Below are 15,454 nucleotides of genomic sequence, written 5' to 3'. Positions count from 1 at the left end.
ATGTTCTTGATGAAATTTGATTTACACACCCACCATTTCCGCTGTGGCCATGCTGACGGAACGATTAGAGATTATATCGAAGCTGGGATTGCCGCTGGATTGGGAGTTATAGGTATTTCCGATCATACTCCCTATTTCGGAGATCCATCCGATCAGGCTTTTCCCAAAATCGCAATGGCTAAATCCGAATTTGCTAATTATGTTGATGATGTTCTCTCCCTCAAAAAAGAGTACGAAGGCGTTATCGACGTACTGTTAGGCATCGAATCAGATTACTTCCCCGAACATGCTGAGATATACCGTAAGACATTATCCGCCTACCCTTTTGATTATGTGATTGGATCGGTACATAGTGTTGGTGGAGTCAGCATTTTTAACAAAGGGCGCTGGAAAAACCTTAGCAAAAATGAGAAGATCCGCGTGAAGTCTGAATATTACCGGTTAATTGCTGATTCCGCACGCAGTGGTATGTTCCAAATACTCGGACATATTGATGCGATGAAGGGGAATTATCCTGCTTTTTCCGAAATCCCTGCACCTCAGCCGATTGACGATTGTCTGCGTGTAATCAGTGAATGTGGCGTGGCCATCGAAATCAATACCTCAGGCGGGACTAAGCTGGTCGGCGGCTGGTATCCCTCTGAAGATATTCTGGAGCGGGCACTACATTTTGGCGTAGAGGTTAGTTTTGGTTCGGATGCACATAAGCCGTCCCGGGTCGCCGAGGATCGGGATGCGGTAGCTGCACAGCTTAAAGAAATAGGCTTTACACACTGGGTTTATTACAAGCAGCGCCAAAAAGTCAAAGTTTCTCTGTAAACAAGCTTAAACGCCTTCACCGTCCCTATAAGGACGGTAAGCGTTTAAGCGAGAAATTAAATAATGCACCAAGCGTTATTGGTTTAGAGGCAGGGTTCACCCTCCGTTAAACCAATCTCAGCTTGGTGCATCTTTTTGTTTATTTACAGATTATCACAGCTAAAACCTTGTTGTTTCAGCGTACGTTTCGCATCTCCATATTCCGGGTTGATATCATAAAAATGAGCAATCGTACTGGTCCAATCTCTCTCCGTCATCCCCTGCTGCTGCAAGAATTCACGGTGGGTTTGATTATACGCCTCCAGGAGGCCTTGTACGTCCGGATTGTATTGCTCCTCATGAAATATAGCTTCCAGTGGCAGCCGCGGCTTCTGAGAAACCTCCTCCGCTGGGTATCCCACGCATAGGCCGACGACAGGGAATACGTACTCCGGCAGCTTCAGCAGTTCAATCACACCCGCTGTGTTGCGGCGCACACCCCCAATAGGAATGATGCCCAGTCCCATGGATTCCGCCGCTGCAATCGCGTTAGACAATGAGATTCCCACATCTGTAGCTCCAACCAAAAGTGCATCCACATCTTTTACGGCTTCAAAAGACTTGCCTTCCAGCTCACTAGCTACTTTAGCTCTATAAAAATCCATGCAAAATACCAAAAAAACCGGTGCTGCCGCTACATGCTTCTGATTTCCGCACAAAACTGAAAGCTGCTGCTTACGCGCAGGATCTTTGATGGCGATTATCGATAACTGCTGTCCATGAACCCATGACGGTGCGGCTTGAGCCGATTCAATCATTGTTTGTAGCTTCTCTGACTCCACAGGCTGGTCTGAATATTGCCGGAAAGAACGATGATTTTTTAATGTTTGTACCACTTCATTCAAAATGTTACGCCTCCTTGGTCATTCCACTCCATAGTATGTTAATCATAAACGATCGGATTCGGTACTGCCAATCACTTACGCTACTCTTTTCAATCAAAAAAAATGGACCCGAATCATCGGGTCCCAAAGCAGTATATTTTTAAAAGGGGGTCATGTACTTAGTTTAACCGCACACTGTTAGAGTTTGATAACGGCATTATTTCATTTGTGTAACAATGTGAATACTTTCATTACATCGTCCAAGGAGCCGACTTTGGGCATCACCCGCTCCAGCTTCATACCGTTCTTGAGCATCACACGTTCCGATCTAATATTATCTCCTGTGCAGCGTCCTTCGATCCTTGTTATCCCAAGGGTATGAACACTATAGTTCAAAAACAAACCCACGGCCTCCGTCGCCAGCCCGCATCCCCACCATGCCGGGTCCAGCATATATCCTAAGGTAGCTGTGCCCTCACGGCGGTTCCAATTCTGCAAAGCCACTATACCGATCAACCGCTGCTGCCCCTTTAAATAGATCCCGGCATGCAGCGCACAAGGATCGAAGGCAAATAACATCCGGTTTACCAGCTTCTCCACCTGGGCAGATGCTGATCCAGGGCCAGAGCGTACTAGAATATGGCGCTGCACATCTGGATGGGAGAGCAGCTGCCGCAAAGCTAAAACATCCTCAGGCATGATCAGCCTCAGATCAACTGCTAAACCATGTTGTGTCTCTAACAACACTGCTCCATAGGTGCTCATCTTCTCTCCCCTTCCGTGCAGCTAAAATTCCAGCCTAATCAGCTCATGGACCGATGCAGCGTCAGAACCGTTAATTCTGGCCTACACAATAACCGAAAAGGCATGTATGTCTCTCCAAACCCTCTATTCACATACACAGGCATGGCTTTGTCTTCTGTATAATACAATCCATTTATGTATTTAAGAGATCCATAAGGTGTAAATGGCGCACCTATAAAGGGCAGGCGAATTTGTCCGCCATGACTGTGCCCGGAAAGCTGTAGATCAAATGAATAGGCCTGTGCGGTATCCGCATAATCCGGCTCATGCATCAAAAGGACGTTAAAGGTTCCTTCAGGAACACCAGTAATGGCTTTCGCTGGGTCGGGTTTACCGTGTAACAGATCATCCAGCCCCGTAACCGCCATGACTGCCCCGCCTCTTTTTAGAAGGTAGGATTTATTCCTCAGCACCCGGAAGCCCGCAGACTCCAGCAGCTCGGTAACCAGCTGGGTATTCTTGTAATCATGATTGCCTAATATCGCAAATTTACCCAATGGCGCACTTAACGCTGCCAGCACCGGTACGGCTTCAACAAGATCCTCAGGATCGCTGTCCACAATGTCACCCGTGAAGCAAATAAGATCCGGTTCAGCTTTGCTTATATGTTTAGCGAGTCGGGCCAGATCCCTGGCATCCTTATTAAATCCGAGATGCGTATCACTGAAATGAACAAGCTTCATCCCTGAAAAAGCGGAAGGAAGCTCCTTAAAACGCAAGTCCAGCTTAGTGACCTCAATCCAGTTCGGCTCCCCCTGCCATGCATATCCGCTTGTAAGCAATCCTGCGCCGATTACAGCAGCCGCACTCCGAGTCAGGAACTGCCGGCGGGTAATTGTAGACTCGCTACCAGAACGCCCCTTAGAGGGGTCCTTGTGGATCTTATCGCCATTCTTATTGGGAGAAGCCCCAGACGATTGTATCTTCATAGGGAGATTCTCCTTTCTTTACCTTTTCCCCGAAAAACAGACGGTCCAAATAATAACTTATATATTATTTCGGGCAGTTAGAACAATCCGGCATTCTTCTTCCGGAGTTTCGCTGTAAGCGCGTGCAATCCCTTTTTTTGCGATTTCTGATTTTTGAACTCGTCTCAGCATAAATGCTACTTCCAGGTTTTTTACAAAAGGAAACGGTTCAAGCATTAACGTTGACTTATCCTGCCACTCCGCTGTGATAACACGACCTGACGTAAAACTGAAATCTTCAGTGCCTGAGAACCCTTCACGCCACCATGGATGCTCCTCTGATTTCGGACACCCCGGCTCATTTAAGGCCAAATACAAGGACAGATCATCGCAGAATTCTAAAAGACGGGCATCATAATACAGCTCATCTTCTCCGATAGGCTTAGAAGCTTCAAGCTCCCGATGGATACGTGCTCTGCGTTCCTCTTCATGTTCTTGATATAACGTTAGTTCTGGATAATCGAGTCCCGAAATCTTAATAAGCCGCTCAAAATGCAAGCTGCACAGCAACGCTCCGTACGGTGTGTGTTCCTCGATCTCATCTAATCCACGCTTATAAAAGGTCAACTTAGGCACTACAGGAAAATCAATAAAGGTGTAGGGTGCTTGCTCCGCATCATTCCAGAAAGGGGTCTCATCGAGATCAATCCAACCCCTATCATGCTGGGCTACTGCCCACAGTACCTCTTCCCGGCGTCCTTCAGTTGGCACATGCTGCTCTTTGAACCCAATGGCCAGCTCTCCGGCAAGTTTCCCGTGATCATGCTGCTTAACCATTACAATTGCTCCATCTTGCTCCCGACAAATCACGATTATTCCTCCTTGTTCCACAGCTAACATTACGTTAACAATGGATATTATAGCATAAATTGGTCAATATTCTGAACTTGCTCCAGCCCTGCAAGACTTTCCCGCCTCAAGCAGATAAGAGAGTCTTAACAACATAAAAAAAGCTACCCCCAGCGAATGGAATCCACTTTGAGGATAGCTCAATAGATAAACATTTGGCGGTACTATTAATTACACACCTAACCAACGTTTGAACATATGCTTCGTTGTTTGCTTGTTTATTTCTGCAATAGATGTCGTAAGAGGAATCCCCTTTGGACAAGCGCGTACACAGTTCTGTGAGTTACCACAGCCATCGATCCCGCCATCCTCCATAAGAGCGTCCAATCTTTCGTCAGCGTTCATTTCACCTGTAGGGTGAGCATTGAACAGACGTACTTGAGAAATGGCTGCCGGTCCGATGAAATCCGTCTTTTCGTTGACATTCGGACAAGCCTCCAAACATACGCCACAGGTCATACATTTGGATAATTCATAGGCCCACTGCCGTTTTTTCTCCGGCATCCGCGGTCCCGGTCCAAGATCGTACGTACCGTCAATCGGAATCCATGCTTTCACCCTTTTTAGCGCATTGAACATCCGGGTACGGTCAATGACTAAGTCACGCACCACCGGAAATGTCTTCATAGGCTCAATGCGTACAGGCTGCTCCAGATTGTCTATAAGTGCAGCGCAGGCTTGGCGGGGTTTGCCATTAATCACCATGGAGCAAGCTCCGCACACTTCTTCTAAACAGTTGGAATCCCAGCATACGGGAACTGTGCTGTCACCTTTGGCATTCACAGGGTTACGCTGAATTTCCATCAAAGCACTGATCACATTCATACCTGGACGATAAGGAAGTTCAAATTCCTCGACATACGATGAACTTTGTGGATCGTCCTGGCGGGTGATGATAAACTTTACGTTTTTGGGAGCTGCAGCTGTTTCCGCCATAATGGTTCCCTCCTCAAATTGCCTGATTTTATTTCATGAAGCTTGCCTCGCAAGCTATTCTGTTACTGGAAAGCATTAATCCTTCGAATAATCGCGTACCCGTGGAGGAATCAGCGAGACATCCACTTCATCGTAGGAGATTTGTGGACCCTCTGCAGTCCAGGCTGCTTTTGTGGTCTTCAAGAACTCCTCATCATTACGATTTGGGAATTCTGGTTTGTAATGTGCACCACGGCTCTCATTCCGCATAAGCGCTCCAAGTGTCATCGCTTCGGACAGCTCCAGCATATTCCAGAGCTGGCGAGTGAAGGCCACACCTTGGTTATTCCAGCGCGATGCATCATTCATATTGATCTTGCGATAACGCTCCTTAAGCTCTTTGATTTTGCCAATGGTCGCTTCCAGCTTCGGATTGTGCCGCACCACGGTCATATTGGCGGTCATCCATTCGCCCAGTTCCTTGTGAATCACATAAGCATTCTCTGTACCTGACATCGCTAACAGAGATTCATATTTGTCCGTTTGCTTTTTGTGGAAGCTATCGAATACGGAAGAAGAGATATCCTGCGATGATTTCTTCAGGCCTTTAATGTATTCAACAGCCTTTGGTCCTGCGACCATACCGCCGTAAATAGCAGATACCAGTGAGTTGGCGCCTAGACGGTTCGCTCCATGATATTGATATTCACATTCTCCGGCTGCAAAAAGACCAGGAACGTTCGTCATTTGATTGTAATCAACCCACATGCCGCCCATAGAATAGTGTACAGCCGGGAAGATCTTCATTGGTATTTTACGGGGATCATCCCCCATGAATTTTTCGTAAATTTCAATAATCCCGCCAAGCTTCACGTCCAGCTCTTTCGGATCCTTATGAGAGAGGTCCAAATACACCATGTTCTCGCCATTAATGCCCAGCCCTTGATCCACACACACATTAAAAATCTCACGTGTAGCAATATCGCGCGGCACCAAGTTACCGTAGGACGGATATTTTTCTTCGAGGAAATACCACGGTTTCCCGTCTTTATAAGTCCAGATACGGCCGCCCTCGCCACGTGCCGATTCCGACATCAGGCGGAGCTTGTCATCTCCCGGAATAGCGGTTGGGTGAATCTGGATAAATTCTCCGTTGGCATAATGTACGCCCTGTTGGTACACCGCACTTGCAGCTGTCCCTGTATTAATAACGGAGTTCGTTGTTTTGCCAAAAATAATACCCGGCCCGCCGCTTGCCAAAATAACAGCATCCGCAGGAAAAGTCTCAATCTCCATCGTCTTAAGATTCTGGGCACTGATGCCGCGGCATACACCTTCGTCGTCGATGATAGCCGAAAGGAACTCCCAGTTCTCGCGTTTAGTTACGAGACCTTCAGATTCCCAGCGGCGCACCTGCTCATCCAACGCGTACAGCAGCTGTTGGCCTGTTGTCGCGCCGGCAAAAGCTGTACGGTGCCGCTTCGTTCCGCCGAAACGACGGAAATCGAGCAGACCTTCCGGTGTGCGGTTGAACATAACGCCCATCCGGTCCATAAGGTGAATGATACCTGGCGCAGCTTCACACATCGCCTTAACCGGCGGCTGATTCGCCAAAAAGTCACCGCCATAGACAGTGTCGTCAAAATGCTCCCAAGGGGAGTCGCCCTCACCTTTTGTATTTACCGCGCCATTGATGCCGCCTTGCGCGCATACGGAGTGTGATCTTTTTACAGGAACTAATGAGAATAAATGGACATGCGCACCAGCTTCCGCTGCCTTGATGGTAGCCATCAACCCGGCCAGACCGCCGCCCACGATAATGATATCGGATGTTGCCATGATAGTTCACTCCTTTTATCGAAAATATCAGAAAGGATTCTTAAATTAAATGAAGGTCTTTATGGACTGGGCAATAGTTGCTGCAGTTTGAAATTCACTGTCACGGAAAGTAACCAGCGAAATCAGGAACATGAACGTTACTAAGACAAATATGCCAAGACAGAGGTAAGAAGATACCCGCTGTGCACGAGGACCGACGGTAATTCCCCAGCTGATTAAGAAAGACCAGAGACCGTTCGAGAAGTGGAAGCATGCAGCAACGATACCGATAATATACAGTGTCAGCAGAAGTGGCTGAGTCACGATATCGTGCATGAGACCGCCTAATTCTTCGTGCTCCACATTACCCACTGCCACCTGAACCCGTGTTTGGAACAAGTGCCAGACGATAAAGATAAAGGTAACAATACCTGTAATCCGTTGCAGGGTATAACGCCAGTTTCTTTCAATGTTGAAACGGTTCAAGTTCGGCTTGGATTGATACGCAATATAAAGTCCGTATACCCCATGGTACAGCAGAGGAAGCCATATACCGAACAATTCCAGGAAGAAGACGAGCGGTAAGCTGTTCAGCCATAACACGCTGTCAGTGAAACCGGAAGCGCCACCCTCTACAGCCGCAAAATTCGTCATCATGTGCTCAATGAAGAAGGCTCCAAGTGGGATAACGCCTAGCAAGGAATGAATCTTTCTGGAATAAAATCCTTTCATACAAAGTAACCCCTTTCCGATTAAAACAGCGTTTTCATTAATGGGTATTCACCGCCGGAACTACATTTGACACAGGATAACGTTGACAATCCAATGACATAATTCCTTAATTTACCGTTATCCTAGAGTTTACCGGACTAAGTTTTATTTTTCACAAAATGTGAATATCTTGTGTCACTTTTCATGTTACTCTTTTTTCGCTTATAAGGGAATTGCAATCTAATTATTAAACGTTATACAATAAACGCATAAGAATAGATTTTATATGATAATAATTCTCATTTAGCGAAACAACATTTTCCGACATAACCTGATTTTCCTTATGTAATAAGAACAGTTACTCTTACGGCTATGAATTTCATCACTACTGATCGTACATCGCATTAGGAGAGGAACTCAATTATGTTTGACGATTTAGATGTTTTTGCAGCAGTTGTGGAACATTCCAGCTTAAACCGGGCCTCACGCCAGCTCAATCTATCCCAGCCCGCCTTGTCTCGCAAAATTTCTAAACTCGAGGAACGTCTGGGGGTCGCACTGTTTAATCGTTATGGCAAACGACTGGAGTTAACCGAGGTTGGGCGTCTCACTTATTCCTATGCGCTTGAACAACGGCAGCAGCGTTCCAAGTTTCTGGAAGCCCTTTCTAAATTCAAAGAGGGGGAGCCAAGGCTTGTCACCTTGGGGGCTAGTCTTACCTCACTGCAGACCACGCTTCCGCCGCTGGTTAACGCTTATATGGACAAATATCCGACCGCAGAGCTGAAGCTGATTACAGGCCGAACGCATGAGATCGTATCCTCAGTTAGTGAGGGGAAATCAGATGTAGGTCTGATCGCTTCCTCTATTCAAGAACCTGGGTTACGCTGCATTTCTCTGTTTGAGGATCAATTGCGACTGGTCGTCTCAGAGCAGCATCCTTTAAATTTATCCTCCAAGCTAACCATGGATAATCTATCCCGGCTGCCTATGATTCTCTTCTCAAAGGGTACCTGGTACCGGCGCCTGACGGACGATCTATTCCAGCGCTGCGGGATTGATCCCGATGTGCGCATGGAGATTGACTCCTTCGAAGCCATCGTGCGGCTGCTTCCGACTGTCAAAGCGGCTGCGTTGCTGCCAAAGTCTTATCTGCGTCCAGAGCTGCTGAACGGCGGCGGACTGGTGTCCCTACATATCAAGGAGCTGGAGCAGACTCAACGGACCACCTGCCTGATTTACCGTGACGATGGAAGCATGAGCACGGCGGCTCGCAGTCTGGTGCAAGTAACCGAAGAGATGTTTCTGACAGAACGTGAGCAGTAAAGCCGGACCAAATGAATCAAGGGGCGCACCTATTGATCTCCAAATGAGGCAATAAGTGAAGCACTTATTGCGTAATTAGGGAATTTCTCCCTGAAATTTAGAGATTTCTGTTCAGCAGACTTATAATTAGTTATGATGAACGAAAGGCAGCCCCTGTTTCGCACACCGTAGGTTAAAATGGAAGTTAAAAGGACAACCATTACAGAGCTACATGCGAAAGGAGCTGTTACTATGAAGAATACCATAAAATACGTCGGTTTGGATGTGTCTAAAGAAAAAATTGCGGTGGCGATTGCAGATGAGGGTCGGGAACCCGCACGATATTATGGAGCCATCCCCCATACCCCAGATGCAGTGGCTCGAATGATTCGGAAACTCAAAGGTTCAGGGATTACACTGGAGGTCTGCTATGAAGCCGGGCCTACGGGGTACGACTTATACCGCTGGTTGACGAAGATGGGAATTTCCTGTGTGGTAATTGCACCTTCGCGTATGCCACAGCGTCCCGGAGATGCCATAAAAACCGACCGACGGGATGCAGAAAAACTGGCTCAGTTACACCGGGCTGGAGAATTGACTGCGATCTATGTGCCAACGCCAGAACTCGAAGCTTTACGAGATCTCATTCGTGCACGAGAAGATGCTAGGCAAGACCTACATCGGGCTCGGCAACGGCTCATTCATTTTCTATTGCGCCACCAAATTCACAAGCCAGAGGGTATGAAAAAACGCTGGACCAAAAGGTACCGGGAATGGCTCTCTATGCTGAAGTTTAATAATGTAGCTCAAGAACGGGTATTTACCGAATCCCTGCAACAGCTCCGGGAAGTGGAGGAGCGAATCAAGCGACTTGAAGCCGCAATGCGAGAAGAAGCACAGATCTGCCCTTACGCACCTGTCATTCAAGCGTTGCAAGGCCTGAGGGGAATCGCCCTGCTGACAGCTATGACTTTAGTTGTCGAGATTGGAAATTTCGAACGTTTTCGTTCACCGGCTCAGCTCATGAGTTACCTGGGACTCGTGCCACGGGAATATTCCTCGGGAGCAAGTACCAAAAGAGGGAGTCTTACAAAAGTCGGAAATTCCGGAGTGCGGCGCGCACTGGTGGAGTCCGCATGGAGTTACCGTCACCGCCCTGCCGTCAAGGGAGATTTAGCAGTGCGTCTTGAGGGCCAGAGTATTCATGTCCATGAAACGTCGTGGAAAGCCCAAGAACGGTTACACAGCAAGTATTTAAAATTAGTCAGACGCGGGAAACACCGAAATTTAACCATGGCAGCAGTGGGTCGTGAGTTAATTGGATTTATCTGGTCGATTGCGGTAGAGGCAGAACGAAAAATGGCGTAGGTGAAACGAAAAAAAATAAAAACATACCCAAAAGATTTGAATCCTTGGGGCATGGAGACAAAGAGAAAGGTTCGAGGAGAATCCGTGAATTCCCTGTGCACAGGATCCCTGATCTAACGTGCGAAATTAGTTTACGGAAGCTCCTTCGACGTAGGCATAATATGTGGTAACCAACCCACGGATAGCAGATTGCCAGCCGACGACTCGCATTTTGTCTCTGTGCCCAAGGGATTGAAAACCCTCTAGTTTAAAGGGGAAAACAGGGGAATTGACTAATTCGTTCATAGCAGGGAAAACTTCCCCAATTTTCGGCTGATTGAGTAACTAATAAAGGAATCCCACTGTTTATTAGGGAGGAATTCCCTAATGTCGTTCATTTAGAGCGAATAGCGGCTATTTTTAGGGAGGTTTTCCCTAATTAGTTACACCCACTCTGTACATCGTACAAACAAAGAACGCATATCGCCCATATTCCACCGTCACAGATACCACAAATCATCTACTACAGCCGTACGAATATCACACCTAACAACTCGTCAACCGCACAAACCAATATATTAGAACACTACGCGTGGTCTATAGCCATATGGCATAGTGAAATCCATTACTTTTCCTACTCTTTACTCCATAAAAAAGAAGCTGCCCCCAAGTAGAATTCACTACTTTTGAGTCAGCTTCTTTTCCTATGATTCTTGGTTCACAACTTCACTCTCAAAACGGTCAATACTTTCATTAGGACCAATGAGTACCATAACATCGCCTTCACTTAAATAATCATGGGCAGTTGGAGCGACGATTATTCCACTTTCCCTATTCAGGGCAACAATACTGCAGCCATATTTAGCTCTTGTATTTAAATCAGACAAGCTTCTGCCGTTCATGCAGGACGGTACGGTCAGCTCGACAATTTTATAATCCTTGGACAGTTCAATATAATCCAGCAAATTGGGCGTCACCAGCTGGTGTGCCACACGAATCCCCATATCCCGCTCCGGAAAAATAACCCGATCAACCCCCAGCCGCGACAGTGCGCGGCCATGAAGGATGGAGATTGCCTTAGCCACCACTTGCTTGACTCCAATTTCCTTCAACAAAATGGCCGCCAGAATGCTTCTCTCCATATTGTCACCAATCGCAACAATCCCACAATCAAAGTTCCTTACACCAAGCGAGCGCATAATTCCCTCATCTGTAGCATCTGCTACTACCGTATGCGTCAGTTGATCGCTCATTTCCTCCACGCGTTCTTCATGGTGGTCAATGCCGAGCACCTCGTAGCCCATTTCCATCAGCTCAAGCGCCAGGCTTGAACCGAAGCGACCTAAGCCGATTACTACAAATTGCTGTGCTTTCATTTCTAATTAACTCCTATCCAATAATTATTTTACCTTCCGGATACTTATACAGTGGTTTACCCTGTTTGGGACCGAGTGCATACGCTAAGGTTAGTGGACCCAGCCGACCTGCAAACATCGTCAGACAGAGTAGAATCTTACCGATCGCTGACAGTTCCGGAGTTAGCCCCATAGTCAGTCCTACCGTAGCAAAGGCGGAGGTCGTCTCAAACAAGATTGCCAAGAAATTACTGTCTTCAGTTGTGGAGAGTATCATCGACACAGAGGCGATTAACAACAAAGCCAGCAGCGTGATCGTTAATGCCTTGTAGATGCGCTCCTGAGCCAACCGATAACGGAACAACACAACATCTTCCCGTCCACGCAGCATAGCAATTACAGCACCAATCATCATCGTAAAGGTTGTTGTCTTGATCCCGCCGCCCGTTGAGCCCGGAGAAGCACCAATAAACATAAGAATCACTATAAAAAATTGTGTAGCCTGCCGAAGTCCAGCAATATCTACTGTGTTCGCGCCAGCCGTACGGGGAGACACGGATTGAAAGAAGGCCGATAATATTTTACCGCCAAAATTCAGTGAACCTAGGGTACGAGTGTTAGTAAACTCGAATATAAAAATAACCAGAGCTCCGATCAGAATCAGCCCTGTGCTGGTGGACAGGACAACTTTACTATGTAGAGACAGCCTGCGGGTTACCCGAAACTCCACCAGATCTGACATTACAATAAAACCAATCCCGCCGGAGACAATCAGAAACATCACAATAATATTCACTAGCGGATCATATACATAATCAGTTAAACTGCGAAAATCCCCAAAAATATCGAACCCCGCATTATTAAACATAGACACCGCATGAAATATGCCAAAATAAATCGCTTTTCCCAGTGGCATATCAAAAGCCCAGCGAATAGACAGCAGCAAGGCGGCACAGCCTTCTATGACAAGAGAATATATAAGGACTCTCCGGATCAGTCGTACAATTCCTTCCATAGAGCCTTGATTCATGGCTTCCTGTAGGATTAGCCTGTCCCGCAAAGATATTTTACGCTTTAACACCAGTGAAAATAGAGTGGCCATGGTCATAAAACCTAAGCCGCCGATCTGGATCAGGATCATAATTACGGTTTTCCCAAAAATCGTGAACGAAGTTCCGGTATCCAGCACAACAAGCCCTGTTACACAGGTTGCCGAAGTTGAAGTAAATAATGCATCAATAAATTCCACGGAATTCCCGCTTGTGCTTGAGATGGGCAGCATAAGCAGCAAGGCCCCTATCAGAATAATCGATGCAAAACCAAGCACCAGTATCTGCGGCGGCGAGAGCTTCAGAAACTTAAATTCAGAAATCCTGCGAAACTGTGAAGCCACTTTGCTCACCTTCTTATCAAAAATTCCAACAAAAAAAGCACTGGAAAACCAATGCTGACTTGGTTCCTGCAGTAAATTAGCCTACGAGGTTAGCTGTCGGATTCGGACTGTGCAGGCTGCCCTATTCGTTCCCAGAACGAAATTCACCCCTGATGAAAGTGCCATTTATCGTGTACACTCCACTTTTCATCACTTCTTATGGTTCCCCCGTTTTCACCAGAAATTCGGCTACTATACAATTGCATACAAATTATATACGTTATTTAGTGAATTCACAAAGACACAATTAATGCTCATTCGCATGAAAAAATGCGGTTTAAAGAGACTGCATCAAAAGGAGTGCCTTTTCTCATCACTTTTCCGTGTTTTCCCTGCAATTACACCGATTCTCATCATTCGTGCAGAAATGAACACGATAAAATTCATGGTATAAATTCACATGACTATTCTATACTATCTCTATTACCCATAAAAAGAACATATAATGTTTTTTGTAACCAACCAGGCACTAATACTATAATGGAACATAACATTGTCAGTACATAACAAGGAGGCGTTACATGAATCCCGTCGGCCAGCCCTTACAGCAACGTGCCCTCTCCAAGAGGCTCATCATCTCGGGCATTATCGGTCTTATTCTATTTATTATGTTTCAGATTTCCCCTTCACTGCTTAGTAGCCCTACAGGTGAAGATACCACCGTCATTAGCAAGGCAGAAGCCCGTGACCAAGCCATATTATTTGCAGAACATAAGCTCAACTACACCGAAGCACCAAACGATCAATGGAATGTACTTTACGAGACGGACTCTTCCTTTTATGGTTATATGTCTCGCGAGAAGCTTGTGGAGGACTACACCAAGAAAAAATTGGATCAAAAATATCCTTTTGATGTCTTTCGTGCAACGCTTACTCCTTCAGCGGAGCAAGAGCCGCAAATCATCGTTGACCTCAATATGTATAACGGTAAGATTGTCGCTTTCTCAAAGGCTGCAAAAGTTGCCTCCGAAGAGGGGTCAGGCATCGCTTCCGTTGGTGCAAAAGAGGACAAGGGAGCTGACCTCACTCTAGCGCAGAAGGAGAATCTTGCTCGTCCTTGGCTTCAGGAATGGGAAGTAAATCCTGCCAAGCTACAAATTGAATCGAATACAGGAAGCCATGGGCTGGTGTATACGGATAGCACTGTTCAGGTCGGCGAATCCTTATTGCACTATTATTTTGATTTCAGTGGAGAGCAGGTCTCCAGCTTTAATGCCGGATTCTCTGCACCGGCTTGGCATACCTCCTACGTACAAGGACAGACCTCTTTAGCGGAAAAGCTGACATTATTCGGTTACGGTATACCCACACTGATTTTAGGAATTCTGGCACTCGTCTACAGTATTCTTAGAAGAGAGCATACTTCCTTTAAACGTGGGGTATTCCTAAGCTCAGCCTATTTTGTAATCATGATGATCAGCACCTATAATATGCTGCCTGAATCAACAGGCGAAGGGCTAGAAGCACAGATTACCTCTGTCATTATGTTTATCATTTATGCTTTGTACAGCCTGCTGATGTCCTCCTTGCTCTACTTCTCTTTAGTGGGCGGCAATGGCCTATGGCGAAAAGAGGGAGGCATGAACCCTTGGCCCCGCGCCAAAGAGCCCGGCTATGGACAATATGTGTTGGATAGTATCCGGGCTGGATACATGTGGGCTTTCGTTCTGCTAGGGGTGCAGACGGTTATGTTCATCATATTATCGTTTACCTTGCACAATTGGTCTACTACAGACGCCACCCAGTCTCCTTATAACATGAGATATGCTTGGCTTCTGCCTATCGTCGCATGGCTCGCTGGTTTATCTGAGGAAGCCATTTATCGCTTTTTCGGAATCCCTATGCTGAAAAAGGTGTTCCGAAACACTTTCGTCGCTTGCTTGATCACCACGCTGGTTTGGGCGTTTGGCCATACGTTATATCCGATCTATCCCATCAGCTCCCGTCCGATTGAGCTGACCGTAATCGGGCTGCTGTTCAGTTATATTTTCCTTCGTTACGGATTTATTGCTGTCATGTTCAGCCACGTCGTGTTTGACAGCATCCTGATGGGCGCTACGCTGATCTTTATGAAGGAGAGCGTAAATGTAGGCGCGGGTATCTTCGCGATTATTATGCCATTCATAGTCGCTTACATCGTCTATCGATTTAATCCACCACAGAAGACTAAGCCGGTGGAGCCTTCTTCTTTGATTTAAGAAAATAAAATAGTGTACATCCTATAACCAAATTTAAAAAAAGGGCATCATAGCAGCTTTAGTCGCTGCT

The 15,454-nt window shown here is 46.5% G+C and carries 13 protein-coding genes and 1 riboswitch; of the genes, 4 read left to right on the top strand and 9 right to left on the bottom strand.

Going from position 1 to position 15,454, the window contains the following annotated elements; all coding sequences use genetic code 11:
* Positions 1 to 9: 9 nt before the first annotated feature.
* The gene (locus NST45_RS01960; protein ID WP_076147900.1) at positions 10 to 819 is read left to right on the top strand and encodes a histidinol-phosphatase; all 810 of its coding nucleotides are present in this window, start codon (positions 10 to 12) and stop codon (positions 817 to 819) included.
* 143 nt (positions 820 to 962) lie between these two features.
* Here the strand turns inward: NST45_RS01960 and NST45_RS01955 are convergent, their stop codons facing one another.
* From NST45_RS01955 to NST45_RS01925, 7 genes are all read right to left on the bottom strand, one after another.
* Positions 963 to 1,694, bottom strand: coding sequence for an NADPH-dependent oxidoreductase (locus tag NST45_RS01955; protein ID WP_256717045.1), 732 nt, complete (start codon positions 1,692 to 1,694; stop codon positions 963 to 965).
* Between the two features lie 210 nt (positions 1,695 to 1,904).
* On the bottom strand, positions 1,905 to 2,447 hold the full coding sequence (locus NST45_RS01950; protein ID WP_051491088.1) for a GNAT family N-acetyltransferase: 543 nt from the start codon (positions 2,445 to 2,447) through the stop codon (positions 1,905 to 1,907).
* A 38-nt stretch (positions 2,448 to 2,485) separates the two neighbouring features.
* The gene (locus NST45_RS01945; protein ID WP_081382462.1) at positions 2,486 to 3,415 is read right to left on the bottom strand and encodes a metallophosphoesterase; all 930 of its coding nucleotides are present in this window, start codon (positions 3,413 to 3,415) and stop codon (positions 2,486 to 2,488) included.
* Positions 3,416 to 3,472: 57 nt separating this feature from the next.
* Entirely contained in the window at positions 3,473 to 4,264 is a 792-nt protein-coding gene (locus NST45_RS01940) for a DUF3891 family protein (protein WP_051491089.1), read from the bottom strand.
* 210 nt (positions 4,265 to 4,474) lie between these two features.
* Positions 4,475 to 5,239, bottom strand: a complete 765-nt coding sequence (sdhB, locus tag NST45_RS01935) for a succinate dehydrogenase iron-sulfur subunit (RefSeq protein WP_036679800.1) — start codon at positions 5,237 to 5,239, stop codon at positions 4,475 to 4,477.
* Positions 5,240 to 5,314: 75 nt separating this feature from the next.
* Complete coding sequence (gene sdhA, locus NST45_RS01930; protein WP_036679802.1) at positions 5,315 to 7,057, bottom strand: succinate dehydrogenase flavoprotein subunit; 1,743 nt, start codon at positions 7,055 to 7,057, stop codon at positions 5,315 to 5,317.
* A gap of 45 nt (positions 7,058 to 7,102) precedes the next feature.
* Entirely contained in the window at positions 7,103 to 7,768 is a 666-nt protein-coding gene (locus NST45_RS01925; protein ID WP_036679804.1) for a succinate dehydrogenase cytochrome b558 subunit, read from the bottom strand.
* 402 nt (positions 7,769 to 8,170) lie between these two features.
* On the opposite strand from NST45_RS01925, the gene NST45_RS01920 reads away from it, so the two are divergent.
* Both NST45_RS01920 and NST45_RS01915 read left to right on the top strand, forming a co-directional pair.
* A complete protein-coding gene (locus NST45_RS01920) occupies positions 8,171 to 9,073 on the top strand; it encodes a LysR family transcriptional regulator (protein ID WP_036679806.1) in 903 nt (300 codons plus the stop codon).
* Positions 9,074 to 9,304: 231 nt separating this feature from the next.
* Positions 9,305 to 10,420: an IS110 family transposase gene (locus tag NST45_RS01915; protein WP_036683961.1), complete on the top strand. Its 1,116-nt coding sequence runs from the start codon at positions 9,305 to 9,307 to the stop codon at positions 10,418 to 10,420.
* A 683-nt stretch (positions 10,421 to 11,103) separates the two neighbouring features.
* Here the strand turns inward: NST45_RS01915 and NST45_RS01910 are convergent.
* Both NST45_RS01910 and NST45_RS01905 read right to left on the bottom strand, forming a co-directional pair.
* Positions 11,104 to 11,775, bottom strand: coding sequence for a TrkA family potassium uptake protein (locus NST45_RS01910; RefSeq protein WP_036679808.1), 672 nt, complete (start codon positions 11,773 to 11,775; stop codon positions 11,104 to 11,106).
* A gap of 13 nt (positions 11,776 to 11,788) precedes the next feature.
* Positions 11,789 to 13,147 (bottom strand): TrkH family potassium uptake protein, encoded by a 1,359-nt coding sequence (locus tag NST45_RS01905; protein WP_254924578.1) that lies wholly within the window; start codon positions 13,145 to 13,147, stop codon positions 11,789 to 11,791.
* 64 nt (positions 13,148 to 13,211) lie between these two features.
* Positions 13,212 to 13,387: riboswitch (cyclic di-AMP (ydaO/yuaA leader) on the bottom strand.
* Positions 13,388 to 13,707: 320 nt separating this feature from the next.
* Between NST45_RS01905 and NST45_RS01900 the strand changes: the two genes are divergently transcribed.
* The gene (locus NST45_RS01900) at positions 13,708 to 15,384 is read left to right on the top strand and encodes a CPBP family intramembrane glutamic endopeptidase (protein ID WP_339824691.1); all 1,677 of its coding nucleotides are present in this window, start codon (positions 13,708 to 13,710) and stop codon (positions 15,382 to 15,384) included.
* The last annotated feature ends 70 nt before the right edge of the window (positions 15,385 to 15,454 follow it).

Origin of the sequence: Paenibacillus sp. FSL R7-0163, from assembly GCF_037969975.1 — a bacterium.
In the GTDB taxonomy this organism is placed as follows: Bacteria; Bacillota; Bacilli; order Paenibacillales; family Paenibacillaceae; genus Paenibacillus_AQ; species Paenibacillus_AQ odorifer.
This window is presented reverse-complemented; position numbering and strand designations above follow the sequence as displayed.